General features: G+C 44.5%; 17 protein-coding genes and 1 riboswitch. Of the genes, 14 read left to right on the top strand and 3 right to left on the bottom strand.

Features of this window, described 5'->3' with window-relative positions; genetic code table 11:
• Positions 1–139: 139 nt before the first annotated feature.
• Complete coding sequence (locus AC58UX_RS26295) at positions 140–538, top strand: PilZ domain-containing protein (protein WP_497258251.1); 399 nt, start codon at positions 140–142, stop codon at positions 536–538.
• Positions 539–661: 123 nt separating this feature from the next.
• On the opposite strand, the gene sspI is transcribed toward AC58UX_RS26295, so the two are convergent.
• On the bottom strand, positions 662–865 hold the full coding sequence (sspI, locus tag AC58UX_RS26290) for a small acid-soluble spore protein SspI (RefSeq protein WP_497258338.1): 204 nt from the start codon (positions 863–865) through the stop codon (positions 662–664).
• Positions 866–1,027: 162 nt separating this feature from the next.
• Between sspI and AC58UX_RS26285 the strand changes: the two genes are divergently transcribed.
• The 5 genes from AC58UX_RS26285 (at position 1,028) to AC58UX_RS26265 (ending at position 4,994) form a co-directional block, all read left to right on the top strand.
• Complete coding sequence (locus tag AC58UX_RS26285; RefSeq protein ID WP_497258249.1) at positions 1,028–1,687, top strand: potassium channel family protein; 660 nt, start codon at positions 1,028–1,030, stop codon at positions 1,685–1,687.
• 8 nt (positions 1,688–1,695) lie between these two features.
• Positions 1,696–2,508: a TrmH family RNA methyltransferase gene (locus AC58UX_RS26280; protein ID WP_497258247.1), complete on the top strand. Its 813-nt coding sequence runs from the start codon at positions 1,696–1,698 to the stop codon at positions 2,506–2,508.
• A gap of 253 nt (positions 2,509–2,761) precedes the next feature.
• A complete protein-coding gene (locus AC58UX_RS26275; RefSeq protein ID WP_497258245.1) occupies positions 2,762–3,331 on the top strand; it encodes a hypothetical protein in 570 nt (189 codons plus the stop codon).
• A gap of 19 nt (positions 3,332–3,350) precedes the next feature.
• On the top strand, positions 3,351–3,770 hold the full coding sequence (locus AC58UX_RS26270) for a GNAT family N-acetyltransferase (RefSeq protein ID WP_497258243.1): 420 nt from the start codon (positions 3,351–3,353) through the stop codon (positions 3,768–3,770).
• 141 nt (positions 3,771–3,911) lie between these two features.
• A complete protein-coding gene (locus tag AC58UX_RS26265) occupies positions 3,912–4,994 on the top strand; it encodes a Gfo/Idh/MocA family protein (protein WP_497258241.1) in 1,083 nt (360 codons plus the stop codon).
• Between the two features lie 84 nt (positions 4,995–5,078).
• Here the strand turns inward: AC58UX_RS26265 and AC58UX_RS26260 are convergent, their stop codons facing one another.
• Positions 5,079–6,047: a helix-turn-helix transcriptional regulator gene (locus AC58UX_RS26260; RefSeq protein WP_497258239.1), complete on the bottom strand. Its 969-nt coding sequence runs from the start codon at positions 6,045–6,047 to the stop codon at positions 5,079–5,081.
• A 122-nt stretch (positions 6,048–6,169) separates the two neighbouring features.
• Here AC58UX_RS26260 and AC58UX_RS26255 point away from each other — a divergent pair, with 122 nt between their 5' ends.
• From AC58UX_RS26255 to AC58UX_RS26245, 3 genes are all read left to right on the top strand, one after another.
• The gene (locus AC58UX_RS26255) at positions 6,170–6,649 is read left to right on the top strand and encodes a hypothetical protein (RefSeq protein ID WP_497258237.1); all 480 of its coding nucleotides are present in this window, start codon (positions 6,170–6,172) and stop codon (positions 6,647–6,649) included.
• Positions 6,650–6,671: 22 nt separating this feature from the next.
• Positions 6,672–7,148, top strand: coding sequence for a GyrI-like domain-containing protein (locus AC58UX_RS26250; protein WP_497258235.1), 477 nt, complete (start codon positions 6,672–6,674; stop codon positions 7,146–7,148).
• Positions 7,149–7,368: 220 nt separating this feature from the next.
• Positions 7,369–9,624 (top strand): ATP-binding cassette domain-containing protein, encoded by a 2,256-nt coding sequence (locus AC58UX_RS26245; RefSeq protein WP_497258336.1) that lies wholly within the window; start codon positions 7,369–7,371, stop codon positions 9,622–9,624.
• Positions 9,625–9,782: 158 nt separating this feature from the next.
• Here AC58UX_RS26245 and AC58UX_RS26240 read toward each other — a convergent pair whose 3' ends face one another.
• Complete coding sequence (locus AC58UX_RS26240) at positions 9,783–11,096, bottom strand: glycosyltransferase family 4 protein (RefSeq protein ID WP_497258233.1); 1,314 nt, start codon at positions 11,094–11,096, stop codon at positions 9,783–9,785.
• Between the two features lie 355 nt (positions 11,097–11,451).
• Here AC58UX_RS26240 and AC58UX_RS26235 point away from each other — a divergent pair, with 355 nt between their 5' ends.
• The 5 genes from AC58UX_RS26235 to AC58UX_RS26215 all read left to right on the top strand — a co-directional run bounded on the left by AC58UX_RS26235 (position 11,452) and on the right by AC58UX_RS26215 (position 17,185).
• Complete coding sequence (locus AC58UX_RS26235; protein ID WP_497258231.1) at positions 11,452–12,354, top strand: RNA polymerase sigma-70 factor; 903 nt, start codon at positions 11,452–11,454, stop codon at positions 12,352–12,354.
• 109 nt (positions 12,355–12,463) lie between these two features.
• Positions 12,464–13,309, top strand: a complete 846-nt coding sequence (locus tag AC58UX_RS26230; protein ID WP_497258229.1) for an ATP-dependent DNA ligase — start codon at positions 12,464–12,466, stop codon at positions 13,307–13,309.
• 225 nt (positions 13,310–13,534) lie between these two features.
• Entirely contained in the window at positions 13,535–14,959 is a 1,425-nt protein-coding gene (locus AC58UX_RS26225; RefSeq protein WP_497258334.1) for a spore germination protein, read from the top strand.
• The gene (locus tag AC58UX_RS26220; RefSeq protein WP_497258227.1) at positions 14,952–16,064 is read left to right on the top strand and encodes a GerAB/ArcD/ProY family transporter; all 1,113 of its coding nucleotides are present in this window, start codon (positions 14,952–14,954) and stop codon (positions 16,062–16,064) included. Before AC58UX_RS26225 ends, AC58UX_RS26220 begins: the two co-directional genes overlap by 8 nt.
• Positions 16,061–17,185, top strand: coding sequence for a Ger(x)C family spore germination protein (locus AC58UX_RS26215; protein WP_497258225.1), 1,125 nt, complete (start codon positions 16,061–16,063; stop codon positions 17,183–17,185). Before AC58UX_RS26220 ends, AC58UX_RS26215 begins: the two co-directional genes overlap by 4 nt.
• A 53-nt stretch (positions 17,186–17,238) precedes the next feature.
• Positions 17,239–17,385: riboswitch (FMN riboswitch) on the top strand.
• The last annotated feature ends 162 nt before the right edge of the window (positions 17,386–17,547 follow it).

The following is a 17,547-nucleotide window of genomic DNA, read 5'->3' as shown; positions in this document are numbered from 1 at the left end:
TTTTCCTTTCTAAACCTGGAAGGGTTTTTTGTGTGAAATTTTACGCTGTAATTTTAGCATGATTACGACTTGTTGAGATTTTGTAGAGTATCCGTCATGTACAATGGAAGAAAATATCGAAAGCGCGAGGAGAACTGTCATGAATAGTAGAAGAAATGACCCCTTACGTTATATGTTTAATCCGCCTATACCTTGCTTATTGCAAATAGGTGGAATGAATAATGAGGTTATATCAAGTCTACCAGTTGAGGCTGAGATGCTGGATATAAGTCGTAATGGGTGCAAAATTGAGTTGCCGGCGAATTTTCAGGCGAATGATCCTTCGATGAAATTAATGATTTCTTTCCAGCTGTCGGATGCGATCCAAATAAATGGTCATGTGAGATGGTACGAAAAGAAATGGAATTCTTACGCATATGGGATTAAATTTGCGGATCATACACCGCAATACATTACGGATCAGCTGAAATTGTTTGTTAAAAAGCTAAGGCAAGAGCTGGCAATAAGTATGTCCAGCAAATTAGGGCAACAGAGTTAGAAGGGGCAGGAGAACAGAGGATTCCGTCAAACTTGTATAAAAGTATCCCTTCCAAGAGGACAATGATGAGGGCATTCGATGAATGTCGGTCGTCATGCAACTAGGAAGGGATTTTTTATGGTGTTAGGCCAGATGAGCTTTGAGCGTTTCGACAAGTGTATCTTGTGTACTTGCTTCTGAATGCTGCCAGATGATTTCAAAAAGTACACCAAGACCTGGTAAAACCTTTTCTTCTCCGCCAATGGAATCTTCAATGACTTCTTTGAGTTCTTCGGGCGATTTGTTATTGACCCGCTGGTGGATGGCTTGTCTAAGGGTGATATTCATTCGAGGACCTCGCTTCCATTTCATTCTCGCTATTAATATGTACAGATGAAGATGGCTTCATCCTTCCCACACTTCGCCAATGCGGGGTCTTGAGATGTGAGCATTGTGCACCAAGTATGGTATAATCATAGATATTCTTGGGAATATGGAGGAACGTGAGCAGTGAAAAAACAATTTGCGATTATCGGGATGGGAAGATTCGGCTCAGCTGTCGCCAAGACGTTATCACAATCAGGGTTCGAAGTTCTAGCCATCGATCAGAATGCAGAAACAGTGCATGATATTTCTCCCTTTGTGACGCATGCTGTCCAAGCGGATTCAACAGATGAGGAAGCACTGCGGGCTTTGGGTTTACGCAATTTCGATGTAGTAGTCGTGGCCATTGGGGAAGATATTCAAGCGAGTATTTTGACTACATTGATTCTTAAAGAAATGGGCATACCTACGACAATCGTAAAAGCTGTGAATGAACTTCATGGCAAGGTGCTCAAAAAAATTGGCGCTGATAAAATCATCTACCCCGAACGTGATATGGGGCAGCGAATTGCACATCATATGATTTCATCCAATTTTATGGACTATATTGAGCTGTCGGCAGATTACAGCATTCTGGAATTAAAGGCATCTAAACTGATGATTGGCAAAAGTCTACGTGAACTCGATGTCCGCGCTAAATATAGCTGCAACGTAATTGCCATCAAACAAAATGAGCATATGGTCATTCCACCGAGCGCGGAGGAACCAATTAAACAGGATGATGTTTTAGTTATTGTAGGTAAAAATTCAAGTCTTCACACCTTTGAAGTCACTTTTGCGGAGTAGGTAAATTCATGAGGCATTCATACATAGAGATTCATTCAGTTCAAAATACAAGAGTGAAAGATTGGGCGCAGCTTTTAGAGCGTCGCGGCCGAGAGAAACAGAACAAATATATCATTGAAGGTTATCATTTGGTTGAGGAAGCTTTGAAGGCTGGGGCACAAGTGGAGACTATTCTTTTTCTTGCGGAAAAAGGGAGTCCCATGGAGCTTGTCGCACTTGCTGAGGGTGTGGAGTGGGTCGCTGTCAGCCAAGTGGTACTGGCTAAATGCTCCGACGCACAGACCCCGCAGGGTGTGGTGGCCATCGTAGCGCGGCCACAGCTTGGTATGGACGAGCTGCTTGCCGGCGAGCATGATCTGGTTGTGGTGCTGGACGGCGTCCAGGACCCAGGCAACCTCGGCACGATCATCCGCAGCGCGGATGCCGTCGGGGCCAAAGCCGTTGTGTTAGGTCGCGGCACCGTCGACCTGTACAATCCCAAGACGATCCGCTCGACGATGGGATCGATGTATCATCTGCCGATCGTGGAGGCAGATCTGGCGGAGCTGTTGCCGCGTGCGCGTGAGCACGGGGTGCAGCTTGTCACGACGAGCCTGCAGGCGCAGGGCTCGTGCTACGACACGGATCTGCGGAAGCCGACGTGGCTGATTCTCGGCAACGAGGCCAAGGGCGTGTCGCCGGAGGTCGCTGCGCTGTCGGACGTGAAGGTCATTATTCCGATGCAGGGCAAAGCGGAATCACTGAACGTCGCGATGGCGGCGACGGTTTTGTTGTTTGAGGCGTCGCGGCAGCGGATGGCAAGGTCAGGGATGGAAACATGATTAGTTGTTACTTGATGAAAATCTAGTAATTGGTACAAAGTGGATGCGTACAATGCCCCATAGATGAGTACAATATTTATGGTTTCAATTACTCCGATGGGTGGGCTGACGTTATGACAACACACGATAAACAACGAGAAAATCACGCTAAAGATCAAGAAGATAATAAACCGAATCATGGTAAAAGTAGAAAAAAGGGTAAGTAAATACTAAAGCCAAGAAAGCCCTTGGGAATTTCCCAAGGGCTTTCTCTGTGTCCACTGCTATCACCTCTGGAATTTTTTTTATATTTCTTGTTTCCCCCAAAAATGATGTGAATGCATTATCTTGTGCTAAGGTAGATGGGCATAAGGAGAGACTGGAGATTTTCGGAGGAGCAGTATATGGTGAAGTAATACAGATTAAGGGAGATATCAAGCAAAAAGGTGTTATTGGTCCTAAGGAGTATGTTAAATACATATTGGTTGATGTTGAAAGAAGCTGGAACATGGAGGTACCCTCAGAAATAATTGTGGCAACAGATTATAGTTGGGGATTTCCGTTTGAAAAAGGAAAATCATACTTACTATATGCACAAAATCTCGATGGAGAGTTCGTGAATAGTCCATGTGCTTCGGTTAAAGAAATACAGTCACTTAACCAGATAGATAAGCAATTTGGTGAGGGAATTACTCCAAAAAATCATGTGAATGTAGAATATAAAATGTGGTTTATGACGGATAAAGACTATGATGTATTGATCATGGGTGGCATGTTGATAGTGTGCCTTCTGTTAATTGTATGCTATTTTAAAAGACGCCGACGAATGAGAAATGAACCATAATAGGGCAGGAGTGAATCTCATGGAAATTTATATATCTAATGAAACGAATAGTGACGACAAGTCCTATATAGTGAACAAATTGATTGAATTTAATACGAGGCATTTCCCCGATGATTTGAAAGACAGGTACCAGGTGGTTAATCTGTTTTTAAAAAGTGCTGACAATAAAACTTATGGTGGGCTTATTGGTGAGATATTTTTGAATTTCTTAGAGATAAAGTATCTTTTTGTGGAAGATGAATTTCGGAAATTAGGATATGGAAAGAAACTACTAGCAGAAGCTGAAAAATTAGCTAAAGCAAACAAGTGTGAATTTATCAAGTTAGATACCTTAAGTTTTCAAGCGTTAGATTTTTACAAAAAACAAGGTTTTGAAGTGTTTGGAACTTTAAAAAATGTTGGTGGACATACTCATTATTATTTAAAAAAGGACATGTAACTACATGTCGTAATTTTACACTTCCCCATGACATCAATATGAACTAAAAAAATATCATTCTATATGCTATTGTCAATCTGTACCGCAATGAATAGTAAATTGGACTTCATACACTTTCATTAGGAAGAAGGATTGACAACGATGAGCAAAAAGCTGCGTATTGGCATTATCGGAACGGGGGGCATTGCCAGAGCCCATATATCCGCGTATAAAAAGTTACCTTATGTTGAAATCGTTGGTGTGGCGGACGTCATTCCGGGTAAGGCGCTCGAATTTGCCCAAGCGCAAGAATTGACGGAAGCGGCTTCTTTTGATAGCCATACAGAGTTGTTGCGCATGGAGTTGGACGGGGTAAGCATCTGCACGCCGAATGTCTCCCATCATGTGACGACGGTTGATTCTCTGAGAGCAGGCAAAAACGTACTGCTTGAAAAACCGATGTCTGTCACCCTTCAAGAAGGAATAGAGATGACGCAGGCCGCGAAAGAGAGCGGGAAAATGCTTACTCTAGGCTTCCAGCCGCGTTATGATCCGAATATGAAGCTATTGCAATCGATTGTGCAGTCTGGCCGACTCGGTAATGTGTACTATGTGGAGACGGGGGGCGGACGCCGCCGTGGTATGCCAGGAGGTACTTTCATCAGCAAGAAGCTAGCGGGGGCTGGCGCAATGGCTGATATTGGCTGCTACTCGCTGGACATGGCGTTGAACACATTGGGGTATCCTCGCCCGCTGACTGTATCGGCATTTACTTCTAACCATTTCGGCACAAACCCTCTGTACCATCCAGAAGCAAGCAAGTTCGAAGTCGAAGATTTCGGTGTAGCGATGGTGCGCTTCGAGAATGATCTAGTGCTGCAGTTTAAAATATCGTGGGCGATGCACATGGATACACTGGGCGCAACGATGTTCCTCGGTACAGATGGGGGTCTGAAAGTGACGCCAGCAGGTACTGGGCCATGGTCAGGTGTTTGGGATGGGAAAGTTGGTTCCATCACACTATTCCACGATGAGTTCGGCGGTCAAACTTCGACGCCAGTTCCACTGGTGGAGCACAAATTGCATCTGTTCGATGAGAAAGTACATGATTTTGCCGCAGCGATTCGGGACGGTCGACCTGCTCCGATTCCTGGTGAACAAATTCTCATTCAGCAAGCAATCATCGACGGAGTCCTGCGCTCTGCCGAAGCACGTCGTGAAGTATCTGTTGAGCTGCCTAGATAAGCATACGAAATATAGTAAAAAGACAGCCGTATTGGCTGTCTTTTTATTGTCTTATGAAGGTACTCAAAAAACCTCAGATAAAACTCAAGTAAATCTTAAATTGGCTAAACGCTCTTCCAACATCACGCGCAGCTCATCAGGGATCCGAACAAACACGACCCCTTTCCCCAAAAACAAAAGCCAATCGGCATAATACGCCAGCGCCTCAAAATCGGTCACATCCACCTGAACATTGAAAATCCCGCTCGACTGAAACATCCCAGTAAATGACAAAGTAATCCCTGGCGGATGCATGCGTTTAAATCGCTGAATCCCGGTCGAATCAAGCTTCACAACAAGATTGGCTTCACGTGCAAATAGCAGTTTTTTGCTTAAAATCTCTTGCTCAGTCAACTTCATTTCCTGTTTAGAAATTACTGAATCCCGCAGCATCTCAACAGGCAAATAACGAAACTCATCCGTATCAAAATCATAAACCTCGACCAGCCACCGAGCGTTTGAGTTAAAAATATGCAGCAAAAAAACGTCCAGCAACTGCGGCCAGCCCAGACTCTGCTCATAAGTCACGCGCAAATGCTTATCCCGCACAGCAAGTGAAATCAACTGGTTCAGCTCCGGAGGAGCCGCATCATCGAGCTCCAAAAGATTTGGATTGGCAGGGTTTGTATTTTCAAATAGTAAGATATTATTCAACTCAATCAGCTCGTCTTGCTGGGTTTGCGACGCGATGCCGATGAGCTTTTCAGTAATTGAGCGGCGATTTTGCAGATATGGCAGCTGTGAATTTTTCGAAGCGATAAAGCTGATAAAAATCGCCTTCAGCTCTTCTGGCGTGAAGCGGGCGGAGGGCAGATACTGATTTTGCAGGACATGGTAGCCGCCACCGCGTCCAAGCTCGGTGGTCAGCGGAAAACCCATCGCCTGAATCTCGTTAATATCACGGATCGCCGTTGCGCGAGAAATCTTGAACTCCTGCTGAATCTCGGCAATCGTAAAATGGGCGCGGTTATTGATGTAGCGCATGATCAGGTTAACTCGTTCTGTTTTATTCATAACTTTATTGTATCAAAAATGTAGCAAAATAAAAGCCAATTCAATAAAAGGTATCATTTTGTGATACATTTAGAAAATAGAATCAATCTTGTAAACAATATATCCACAAAGGAGATAATAATATGTCTAACTACGCAATCCAAACCATCTCAGAAAACTACAAAATGACCGCTTTCGGTGTTGTATTTGAAGACTTCAACGACTGGGCAGGTAATGCTGCAAAAACAGCAGCAAAAAAAGCCGAAATCACAGAAAATGGCAAGCTTGCTGAACTTCTCGCGCTAGCTGACGGGCAAGAATATCAAATCAACTACGTCTTAGACGGCAAGGCTTGGCGCGGCTTCGGCGTGATGGGTGAGCTCGACGTGGAAGGCGCGGTCGTCCTCGAATTCCTCGCAGGCGACTACCTCGTCGTGCCAGGTACAGGCGCTGACAAAGACCGCCTTGCTGACGAAATCACAGGCAAAGTATTCGGCGGCCTGTTGAAGGAAGTCCCAGACTACAAATACGTTGGTCCTGGTAACGCAACGTTCGTCAAAGCAGATGAAAATGGTCAATTCTACGGTGAAATGTGGCTTCGTGTAAATAAAGTCGAAGTCTAATCCAGATAAAAGGAGCACGCATATGACTGCTTACACACTTGAACACAAAAAATCTTTCACATTGACCGCTTATGGTTTTTCAATCCAGTCAAATTTCCAAGACATGCCGGCTATGCAAAAAGAAAAGTCCGAGTTCTGGGACAAACTCAAGGCTGACGGGCGTTTTGACAAGCTCAAAAAGACTGCGAAAGACGATCGTGAATGGTCAGTCAACGAGGTTTATCAAGGCAAACCGTGGAATTATTTCGCGGTAGAAGCTGGCAAATCAGTGACTGACGCAACGCGTCTCATTGAGTTTCCAGAGAGCGAGTACATCGTGGTCGCAGGAAATGGCGACAAGGAAACCTTGTTTGATCAGCTGACATACCGTGCGTTTGGCGAAGTACTGGGACAAATCACGGATTATGCTTACATCGGCGGTCCAAATGCGACTTATCGCAAAGATAACGGTGATGGCACTTTCTACGGCGAGTTTTGGGTGCCTGTGGTTAAAAAATAAGCTTAAGCTCGAGTAAACCGGCTGCATGTAGTGCAAGCCGGTTTATTTTTTACCACATAAGAATTTATAAGTTTCCGGGGCTCGGAAGAACAAATTCTTATTGGCGATAAAAACAACATTAGAAACGCGGTCGCTCATCCTCGAAGTACTTCGATAGAAGTTTTTCTCATGGTACAATGTGTAGATGAGTAAAAATACCACGATTGGAAGGATGTTAATCATGAGCGAGCCTAATCAGGAGTATATCGTAATCACGGCTGCGAGGGAAAACAATCTCAAGAACGTATCCTTGCGCATTCCGAAGCGGAAGATTACGATCTTCACCGGGGTATCCGGATCCGGTAAGTCATCGATCGTCTTCGATACCATCGCCTCCGAATCCCAGCGTCTGCTGAACGAAAACTTCAGCATGTTCGTCCGTAACTTTTTGCCGCGGTTTCCGCAGCCGGATGCTGACGCAATCGAGAACCTGAGCATGGCAGTCGTTGTGGATCAGAAGCGTCTGGGCGGTGGCTCTCATTCCACAATGGGTACGATTACCGATATTTCTCCCATCCTCCGTCTGCTCTTCTCCCGAGCGGGTCAGCCCTATGTAGGAGCGTCGAACATGTTCTCGTTTAACGATCCGCAAGGCATGTGTCCGGAGTGTAACGGGCTGGGTCGCAGGCTGGGCGTCGACATGAGCAAGGCGCTGGATAAGTCAAAGTCCTTGAATGAAGGGGCACTTCTGCTGCCGGACTATAAGTTGAACTCATGGGATTTGAACTTGATCTTGCAGACAGGGTTCTTCGATCCCGACAAGAAGCTGAACGATTACTCGGATGAGGAACTTGAGCAGCTCTTGTATGGCAAGGCGCAGAAAGTGGAAATGATGTTCGCCGGGAAGGCCATGAATATTACAATGGAAGGCGTCATTGAAAAGTTCACTAATAAGTACATCAAACAAGATGTAAAGACGAAATCCGAACGCACACAGCAAGCTGTTGCTCCGTATATAACCGAAGGTTCCTGCTCCAGCTGTCGCGGCGCAAGACTTAGTCAGGCTGCACTTGCCTGCCGGATCAATGGTCATAACATCGCGGAATTGTCCGCCATGGAAGTCGGAGAGCTGAACCGCGTCGTCCGGGAGATTAACGACCCGATTGCAGCGCCGGTCGTCAAAGCATTGACAGAGCGGCTGCAGCATCTGGTGGATATCGGACTCGACTACTTGACGCTGAACCGTGAGACGGACACATTGTCCGGCGGTGAGTCGCAGCGCGTCAAGATGGTAAAGCACCTGAGCGGCAGCCTGGTGGATGTCACTTACATTTTCGATGAGCCCAGTGTAGGCTTGCACCCCCGTGATGTGCACCAGTTAAATGGGCTGCTTCAGAAACTGCGCGACAAAGGCAACACGGTCATTGTCGTCGAGCATGATCCCGATGTGATCAAGGTGGCGGATCATATCGTCGATGTCGGGCCTCATGCCGGTGCTCGCGGCGGCACGATCGTGTATGAAGGAAGCTTCCAAGGCTTGCTGGAAGCCGATACGCTGACAGGCACGCATATGAAGAGGCCGCTTCAGCTGAAGATGACAAGCAGGCAGCCGTCGGGCAAGCTGTCGATCCAGGATGCTACGCTGCACAACCTGCGGAATGTAAGTGTAGATATTCCAACTGGCGTGCTGACAGTTATTACAGGCGTCGCCGGCTCAGGCAAGAGTACGCTGATCAACGAAGTATTTCTCAGTCAGCATTCGGATGCGATCGTTATCGACCAGTCGGCGGTAGGCGTGTCGACCCGCTCCAATCCCGCGACCTATACGGGCATAATGGATGATGTCCGCAAGGCGTTTGCTTCCGCGAACAAAGTCAATCAAGGCTTGTTCAGCTTTAACTCCAAGGGAGCTTGCGAGAACTGCCAAGGACTGGGTGTTGTGTATACAGACCTTGCTTACTTAGATAGCGTGAAATTGCCATGTGAAGTGTGCGAAGGTAGACGGTTCAAGGAAGAGGTGCTCGCGTACAAGCTGGATGGCAAGTCCATTGCCGATGTGCTGGAGATGACGGTAGAGCAGGCATTGGATTTTTTCCAGCTCAAAGAAGTTGTGCGCAAGCTTCAGGCGCTGATGGATGTGGGGCTGAACTATATTACACTCGGCCAGCCGCTCAGCACGCTATCTGGCGGAGAATGCCAGCGCATCAAGCTGGCAAGCGAGCTGCATAAGAAGGGCAGCATCTATGTAATGGATGAGCCGACGACCGGCTTGCATATGTCAGATATCGGTCACCTTCTGGAAATTATGAATCGACTCGTGGATGCTGGCAACACGGTGATCGTGATCGAGCATAATATTGATGTGATCTCCCAAGCGGATTGGATTATCGATATGGGACCGGACGGAGGCAGCAATGGCGGCCAGGTTGTGTTCGAGGGCACACCTACGCAGATTATCCATGCGGAGAAGTCGATCACAGGAAGATACTTGGTGTAATCATTAGAATTACTTGGGAATTGTTAAGGGGAAATAATATTATTTTAATATGGTTTTCATTTGGGGTTAACAATTCACCCCTATACTAATAGACAACCCCCCTTTAAAATATAAAACTTAGACCCTCAGCCCGTTGCTGAGGGTCTCTTTTTTGCCTCTTACACCCGTATACCTATTTCCCTCAGCCGATTTTTGATCATATTCCCAATGACCTCAGGAGAATACCCATTCCGTATGGTTTGCTGCCCTTGAAGGGCTATTGAATTCCTCCAACGCTTATCGTTGACCAGTTTACGCATGTAGTAGGCTGCGTGCTGGATATCAGGTTCCGCCCATACTTGAAAGGCTTGGTAAGGGCCAATATCTCTGCCTAACTGAACTAACGAATAGTTCACTGGGCAGGAATTGTCGGCGTTCATAAAGTCCGTATTCCCAGACCAGTTGGTCCCAATTACCGGTTTTCCGAGATACATAGCTTCCGCGAGAACTAGACCAAAGCCTTCAGATCTATGGAGAGAAACGAAACAATCGCAAGAGTTGAGTAACATGTCGACTTTTCCACGATCCATAATTTCCTGAATCAAGTAAATATTCGAATAACCTTCGATGAGTCCATTCAGATGGGCCATCTCCCCAGGATTCGTACGGGCATTGTTCACTTTAATGACCAAACCAACGGAGGTGTCATTAGGTGCGAAAGCACTTTTAAACGCTTCGATGGAGCCCTGCGGGTTTTTTCGTTCATTTAGGCTGTGCGTATCATACATCGATAAAAATAGAAATTGTTTTTCTGGCAAGCCGAAAATAGATCTGTTACTGACTTGTCCTCGCACTTCAATCGCATGTGGAATTTTAACGACAGGCACCGTGGATTTCTTTTGTAATGACTCTACGATAAAGCTGGAAGGCGCCCATACCTCATGTACGAGGTCAAAGCTGTTACACCATTCATTAGGGAATTCCGGCATTTCCCAGGCCCAATAACCAATATTATATCGGTAATACAAGACACTTCTGCCTAAGGGTAACGCATCAAGGTCATAAGCCCATCTTAAGTTGGGGGCGTTCATATGAAGAAGATTAACTTGATAAGGGGCGTGATTGATTTCCTTATGAACCCAAGACATATCATTATTTCTAGCCGTAATGGCACCAGGATCTGTATGACTGAGGATGCCAAAAGGCAGCTGCACAGCTTCGAAGGACTTGGCCAGCAGTCGGGAAGCTTCACCTAAGCCAATTTCCGTTCGGGTATAGCCAATTAGACTAACACCCGGGTTCAGCAGGGGTGGTGGGATCTCTAAATGTGGAGGTGGACTTGGCGGAGGCTCAGCATGTAGAGTTTTGTGCAGGGGCCGTACCCGATGGAAACGTTTCGCAAAGGGACGATTTCGGAACGGACGTTTCTTTTTTACTACAAACATAGAACGACGCTTTGCCGCTCGAGCAGGCCGTTTTTTATATCGAATCATGCTACGCTTTCGTAAACGACGCCGAACTCTTTTTCCAATCTGAACATGACTTGCTATGGCTATTTTCCCCAGCGTACTCACTTCTTTCCGGAACACAGTTTATTCCTATACTATGAGCCACGACCGCGGTATTTTTATGCATGTACCTAAGCCAAGGGAAATTGGCTAGTGTCCGGTTGAATCGTTTGAATTCTCGCGTATGATGTCACACTTTGACATCGTCAATTGTCTTATCAGAGAGGCACTGCAAGTTTGATAAAGAGCAAGCATAATTCATGAGAATGTTTCATTTCAAAATGTTAAATAATAAACAGATATCATCGAGAGTTCTCTCTTGAATGGAAAGGCGGGTATTATGCCAAGTTATACCATTGATCAACCAGCTAATCACATTGAAGATTTGTATACGACCTATAAGCCTCTTTTATTTTCCATTGCTTACCGTATGCTTGGTTCTCGATCTGACGCAGAGGATATGGTGCAGGATTTGTTCATAAGTATGCATGGTTATCTAAGTGAAAACATCACGAATATCAAATCCTATCTGAGCAAAATGATGATTAATCGATGTCTGAACGAATTAAAGTCCGCGCGAAAAAAAAGAATAAGCTACGTTGGCAACTGGCTGCCTGAACCTACTGTACAATTTAACGATAACAGTCCCATGGAAAGCGTAGAGCGTCATGATACGATTTCATATGCCTTCCTGATTCTTATGGATAAACTTACACCCATAGAGCGAGCCGTCTTTATTTTAAAAGAAGTGTTTGCCTATGAACATAGTGAAATTGGTGAGATGGTTAACAAGTCCGAAGTGAATTGCCGAAAGATTTTCAGTCGTGTTAAGAAAAAGGTAGAGGAGTCTTCTGCAAACGATACGATGCAACCCACACATTTGCTTGAAGAAAAGGAGCTGGTCAATCGATTTATATCGGCCATTTCGAATGGAAATGTTCAATCACTAGTGAGCATGCTTACAGACGATGTAATATTTATCGCTGACGGTGGAGGCAAAGTGTCCGCGGCCATCCATCCCATTTATAGCAAAGAACGTGTGCTTAAGATTTTAAGTGCTCTATCGTCAAGTCGATTTCCCGAAACACAAGCACAGCTTATCGAGGTTAATCAACAACCAGGCATTTTACTAACCAAAGACGGCCTATCGACAGGGGTTATTTGTTTTGATTGGGATGAGCAATCAATGATGCTTCAACGTATTTACTTTATTGCTAATCCAGATAAATTACAAAATGTATAAGAAAAAAGGAGACCCAGTACAATTACGGGTCTCTTTATCATTTCGGGAAACAGTTACCATTAGGCAGGAGGTTCATAGTGCAGTATCATTTAGAACAGGGTGATATCAAATGTTCATTTCTCCTATGATGCTGTACAATGCCAAAAATAATAAGCCATTTTACAGTAAGAATCATATAGCTGAATTAAAAATGGATGGTATACGTTGTATTCTTTCCAACATGGATAAATTGCATGTATATACGAGACATAATGATTTAATTACACATAAGTTTCCTGAGTTATTTAATTGTCCTGTTGCCGAAGGCACGATACTAGATGGTGAATTGGTTGTACTGGATGATCAAGGAAAGCCTGACTTTGAAGCGATGTCCGCGAGGTTTTTATCTAAGAAAAATAAGAAACCTGTGGTTTTTTGTGCTTTTGACATTTTGCGATACAAAGGAATTGACGTTACGGGTCTAAGCTTGTTGAAGCGTAAAGAGCTGTTGGAACAGGCTTTTACTGAAAATGAGAGCTATAAAAAGATTGACATGTTTGAGGGGAACGCCATTGACTATTATGAACAGATCCGTGGGAGAGGACTAGAGGGCATTATTATTAAATCTATTAAAGAGAATTCCACATATCATAGTAATCAACGCTCCATCCAATGGCAAAAGGTTATTAATTGGACGTATGCAGATGTGTATATTTCTGGCTTTAGGAAAAATAATTTTGCTTTGCTGGCTTCGATTGATGCAGCCGATGGATCCAAGCTTCCTGTTGGCATTGTTGAATCAGGTGTATCTCCTATCCACCAAAAAGCGATAGAAAGCGTGCAGAAACGCCTTGTCTTCAAGGAAGACAAGAATTTTGCTTATATGGAGCCGCGCATCATGGCAAGGGTTAAGACGAGAAGCTGGACCCAAAGCGGGAGACTGCGTTCACCGGAATTTTTGGAATTCGTTATCTAACAAGAAAAAGGCTGAATCACCAGGGGAAGACTGGGTGACTTCGGTCTTTTTTTACATAATCTACACGGATCCCGCGCAGAATAGTCATACAATCGAAACGACAGGATTATGGTGAGTACGTCCATGTTTTCCATAAAAACTTTGTTTTTCAAATCGAAACCCACATTCAAGCAGCCAAACCCGAAGGAAACTTCCTCCTTTAATTTTGTAGCGGATTTGACCCAAATGAACACACAGTTCAAAGAGACATTTCGCATGTTTCCAGATTTCGTAAGTAAAGAATTGACCAATCAAGTGACGTATGGCGTATTTTATCTCAATAATTTGGTTGACTCAGAACTTGTCCTCCAAGAAATTCTCAATCGATTAATCGCAATAGAAGCGCAGCCTTCCCCTGAGAAGCTGGTTCATTTACTCCCCATAGGTCAGCTGCTACATGACGATCAGTGGTACCATATGCAGCAGTATATCCTGCAAGGCTGGACGTATATCCACATCCATGGGTATCCGTGTGGCATTCTGGCTAACACCACGAAACGCAGAGAACGAGCCTTAACGAAGCCGGAAAATGAGAGTCAGATTCTAGGTCCACAAATTGCTTTTACGGAAAATATGGCAACCAATGTTGCGCTTATTCAACAATATTTGCCGAACCCTGATTTATGCGAAATTGCCATGAATATGGGGGAGAATACCCAATCAAGCATTCGTATCATTTATTTGAAAAATCGTGCCGATTTAGAAATGGTTACTCATATTTATAACTCGATTGATGCGTTACATCTTGAAGCGATATTGGATGCCACGATTTTAGCGCAATGGCTGGAAGATAATCCAGGTTCTTTTTTTCCGCAAATGATTACCACAGAAAGAGTGGATCGGGCAATATTTCCCCTTTTAGAGGGGAAGGTTGTGATTACAGTTAGCGGCAGTCCACAGGTCATCGTATGCCCAACTACTTTTTTTGATTTTTTCAAATCGATTGAAGATTATTACTTTAGATGGGCTACGGGGTTGTTTTTCCGGAGTTTGCGAATTGTAGGAATTGCCATCTCCTTATTTGCTACGGCCATATATGTGGCTGCACTTACTTACCATTACGAAATTATTCCACAGGCATTTCTTGTCCCCCTTGCCCAATCGCGTGCTAGAGTACCTTTTCCTCCACTCGTAGAAGCGCTAATGTTGGAAATGATCATTCAGCTCTTAAGTGAAGCGGGTGCAAGACTGCCGTCCAAGGTAGGTCAAACGATGGGTATCGTTGGTGGTATTGTCATCGGGCAGGCCGCGGTACAAGCCGGTTTCACCAGCAATATTTTAATCATCATCGTGGCATTAAGCGCCTTATCCTCATTCACAACACCGGTATTTGCTATGGCGAATGCAATTCGAATTGTTCGGTTTCCAATCATCCTATCCGCGGGTATCATGGGCGGCTTTGGTATCGCGTTAAGCATCGCTTTATTAATTTTACATTTGCTGCGACAATCCAGTCTGGGACAACCTTATTTTTACCCTCCGTATGCCATTGAAAATAAAAACAAACGAGACGGCCTCATAAGAGTCCCTTACAAACTGGCCCCGAAACGATCCGTGTTCGCTAATACGGGGGAGATTAACCCGAAGGGAAACAAGGATATCGATGAGTAAAACACAACAAACGTATATGTATAGTTCTTTTTTACTCATGTTTATTATTCATGATGCTCAAGTGGGGGTAGGGCTTCCTGGCTACCAAAGGGTTGTGTTTGGTTTGGCTGGTCAAGATGCTTGGATTGCGGCGCTGATTGCGGGTTTACTAACACAGGTCGTGGTCTGGCTGATGATTAGAACGTTGGCGAAATTCGAAAATAAGGATCTTTATGATATACATTTGCTGGTCTATGGAAAATGGATAGGCAATGTCGCGAATATGATCTATATCTTGTATTTCTTAGCTGCCACCATTATTGTGTTGCGCAATTACGTTGAAATGATTCAGGTCTGGTTATTTCCCAACGCCCCACAATGGCAGCTTTCATTATTGATTGCCAGTGTCGTGTATTATGGTGTAAGTGGGGGCTTACGCACGATTGTAGGCGCTTGTGTTATGTTTGTGCTTCTAACGGTTTGGCTTGTTGTTCTTCTTTACTTCCCTTTAATTTATGCGGAATGGACGGGTGTACTACCCATACTAGAAACAGATCTAAAGCATCTGAGTAAAGGGGTGCTTTCCATGTCTTTAACGATGGCGGGGTTTGAAATTATCTATTTTATTTATGCCTATGCCAAAGATAAGTCGAAAGTCCAACGTTATACCCAGATAGGTATTATGAGTGTCACCTTTGTATACACAGCCGTCATGTTTGTTTCTATCGTGTTCTTTAGTGGAGGTGAGCTCCTGAAGACGGATTGGGCTACTTTTACCATGCTGAAGATTATTAAATTTCCGTTCTTAGAACGGTTTGAGTATATCGGTGTTAGTTTGTGGCTGTTAGTGATTATTCCAAATCTGCTCATGTATAGCTGGGCCGCGACGAAAGGACTCAAACGTACATTTTCCTGGAAGCAAAAATACTGGTTGTACATATTCATGTGCGTAGTCTGGATCATTTGCTCTTTCATAGATTCCCGGATTCAGATGGATCATATCAATGACTTTTTTGCAAAATGGGCGGTCTATATTGTTTATGTGTATCCTGTAATTTTGTTCGGCATGGTCCATTTTCATTTGTGGAGACAGAAGAACAGGAGACAACCAGAGGTGATGACATGAAAAAAATCAATCTCATTTTCTTTGTGTTAATCGTATTCGTAATGGCTACCAGCTTACGTTTAGAGAAGAATGTGTTGGAGAAATTGGGCATGGCGATTGCCGTCGGGTATGACCATGGGGAAGGGAATAAAATTAATTCTACCTATGTGATCCATCAGATCGATCCAAATTCCAAATCCACGATCATGACCATCACCGCTGAGGGGCTTACAAGTAAAGGAGCTCGAGTGGCTGCCAACCGCAAATCGAATAAGAAGGTCGTGTCCGGTCAACTGCGGGTGGCGATATATGATACAAAACTTGCTCAAGCAGGACTTCTGCCAATAGTAGATACCTTATTTCGAGATGCTTCCATAGCCAGTACGGTTTACATGGCTGTCAGTAAAGACAGTACAGAAGAATTATTAAAGCATAAATATCCGCAGTTCCCAGATGTAGGAACCTTTATTGTAGACAATATCCACCAGAATATTATGGATGAACAGATGGCGTCAGGCACCCTTCATGAATTCCTTTCATCCTTGTATTCTACGGCAGATCCTATGGTACCGCTTCTGCAAAGAAAAGGCGATGTCGTAGAGCTGAAAGATGTGGCTGTATTCAGTGGTGATAAAATGGTCGGTACCATCGACCCGAATGAGGCTTTTTTCCTCAAGACGATACGGGATCGCTACAAAGCGGGGAATATTGAATTGTCCTTGGACACGAATCAAATGGGAGACATCGCGAAGAATGTCAAAGATAAAACCGTGCGAGTAGTCGTTGAGAAAATAGCCAGTGACAGTAAGAAAAAGTTGATCAGCCAAGACCCGCTTAAATTTCAGGTGGATATTAAATTAAAGGGCATGCTGACAGAAACGTCTGCACAGTTTGATCTCGGACAAGCTGAAGTTATTCAAGCTCTGCAAAAGCAAATGAATAAACAATCTGAAGCGCAAATTCAAACTTTATTACAGAAATTAACGGCTCTAAACTCGGACCCGGTCGGATTTGGAGAAGTTTACCGGAGTCAGGTGTACCACTCGAATCTCTCAAGTGATGTATGGCATGAGATGTATAAAACGGCAACGTATGATGTCAATGTGGATATGCGAATTGTGAGATTGGGGCAGATTCAATGAATATAAATGGTTGCCAATCAAACTGTAACCTGATAGTATACATTTATTCGAATATGAACCTTCGGGGCAGGGTGCAATTCCCTACCGGCGGTGAGGATACCCGTGTGTATCTAAGCCCGCGACTCCCGACCAGCGATGGTTGGGACTGACTTGGTGAAACTCCAAGGCCGACGGTATAGTCCGGATGAGAGAAGGTGAAGAGCAGCTTGTTAAATTTCGACAATTTAGCAGGTCTGTTTGCTAATGCCCCCGCCCACTTGGAGCGGGGGCATTATTTCTTCATGAAGGTTCAATTCAAAACATTCTTAGGAGGTTTTTGAATTGGAAAATGTCGTTAAGTTTGGCCGTAAGGAGGCGACTTC

It is taken from the genome of Paenibacillus sp. J22P90, from assembly GCF_059692195.1.
This window is presented reverse-complemented; position numbering and strand designations above follow the sequence as displayed.

What these genes read in the sequence shown, in the direction of transcription:
- AC58UX_RS26295 (WP_497258251.1), top strand. Translation starts at nt 140, where the DNA reads ATGAATAGTAGAAGAAATGACCCCTTACGTTATATGTTTAATCCGCCT.
- sspI (WP_497258338.1), bottom strand. Translation starts at nt 865, where the DNA reads ATGAATATCACCCTTAGACAAGCCATCCACCAGCGGGTCAATAACAAA.
- AC58UX_RS26280 (WP_497258247.1), top strand. Translation starts at nt 1,696, where the DNA reads ATGAGGCATTCATACATAGAGATTCATTCAGTTCAAAATACAAGAGTG.
- AC58UX_RS26270 (WP_497258243.1), top strand. Translation starts at nt 3,351, where the DNA reads ATGGAAATTTATATATCTAATGAAACGAATAGTGACGACAAGTCCTAT.
- AC58UX_RS26265 (WP_497258241.1), top strand. Translation starts at nt 3,912, where the DNA reads ATGAGCAAAAAGCTGCGTATTGGCATTATCGGAACGGGGGGCATTGCC.
- AC58UX_RS26260 (WP_497258239.1), bottom strand. Translation starts at nt 6,047, where the DNA reads ATGAATAAAACAGAACGAGTTAACCTGATCATGCGCTACATCAATAAC.
- AC58UX_RS26255 (WP_497258237.1), top strand. Translation starts at nt 6,170, where the DNA reads ATGTCTAACTACGCAATCCAAACCATCTCAGAAAACTACAAAATGACC.
- AC58UX_RS26250 (WP_497258235.1), top strand. Translation starts at nt 6,672, where the DNA reads ATGACTGCTTACACACTTGAACACAAAAAATCTTTCACATTGACCGCT.
- AC58UX_RS26245 (WP_497258336.1), top strand. Translation starts at nt 7,369, where the DNA reads ATGAGCGAGCCTAATCAGGAGTATATCGTAATCACGGCTGCGAGGGAA.
- AC58UX_RS26240 (WP_497258233.1), bottom strand. Translation starts at nt 11,096, where the DNA reads ATGATTCGATATAAAAAACGGCCTGCTCGAGCGGCAAAGCGTCGTTCT.
- AC58UX_RS26235 (WP_497258231.1), top strand. Translation starts at nt 11,452, where the DNA reads ATGCCAAGTTATACCATTGATCAACCAGCTAATCACATTGAAGATTTG.
- AC58UX_RS26230 (WP_497258229.1), top strand. Translation starts at nt 12,464, where the DNA reads ATGTTCATTTCTCCTATGATGCTGTACAATGCCAAAAATAATAAGCCA.
- AC58UX_RS26225 (WP_497258334.1), top strand. Translation starts at nt 13,535, where the DNA reads ATGAACACACAGTTCAAAGAGACATTTCGCATGTTTCCAGATTTCGTA.
- AC58UX_RS26220 (WP_497258227.1), top strand. Translation starts at nt 14,952, where the DNA reads ATGAGTAAAACACAACAAACGTATATGTATAGTTCTTTTTTACTCATG.
- AC58UX_RS26215 (WP_497258225.1), top strand. Translation starts at nt 16,061, where the DNA reads ATGAAAAAAATCAATCTCATTTTCTTTGTGTTAATCGTATTCGTAATG.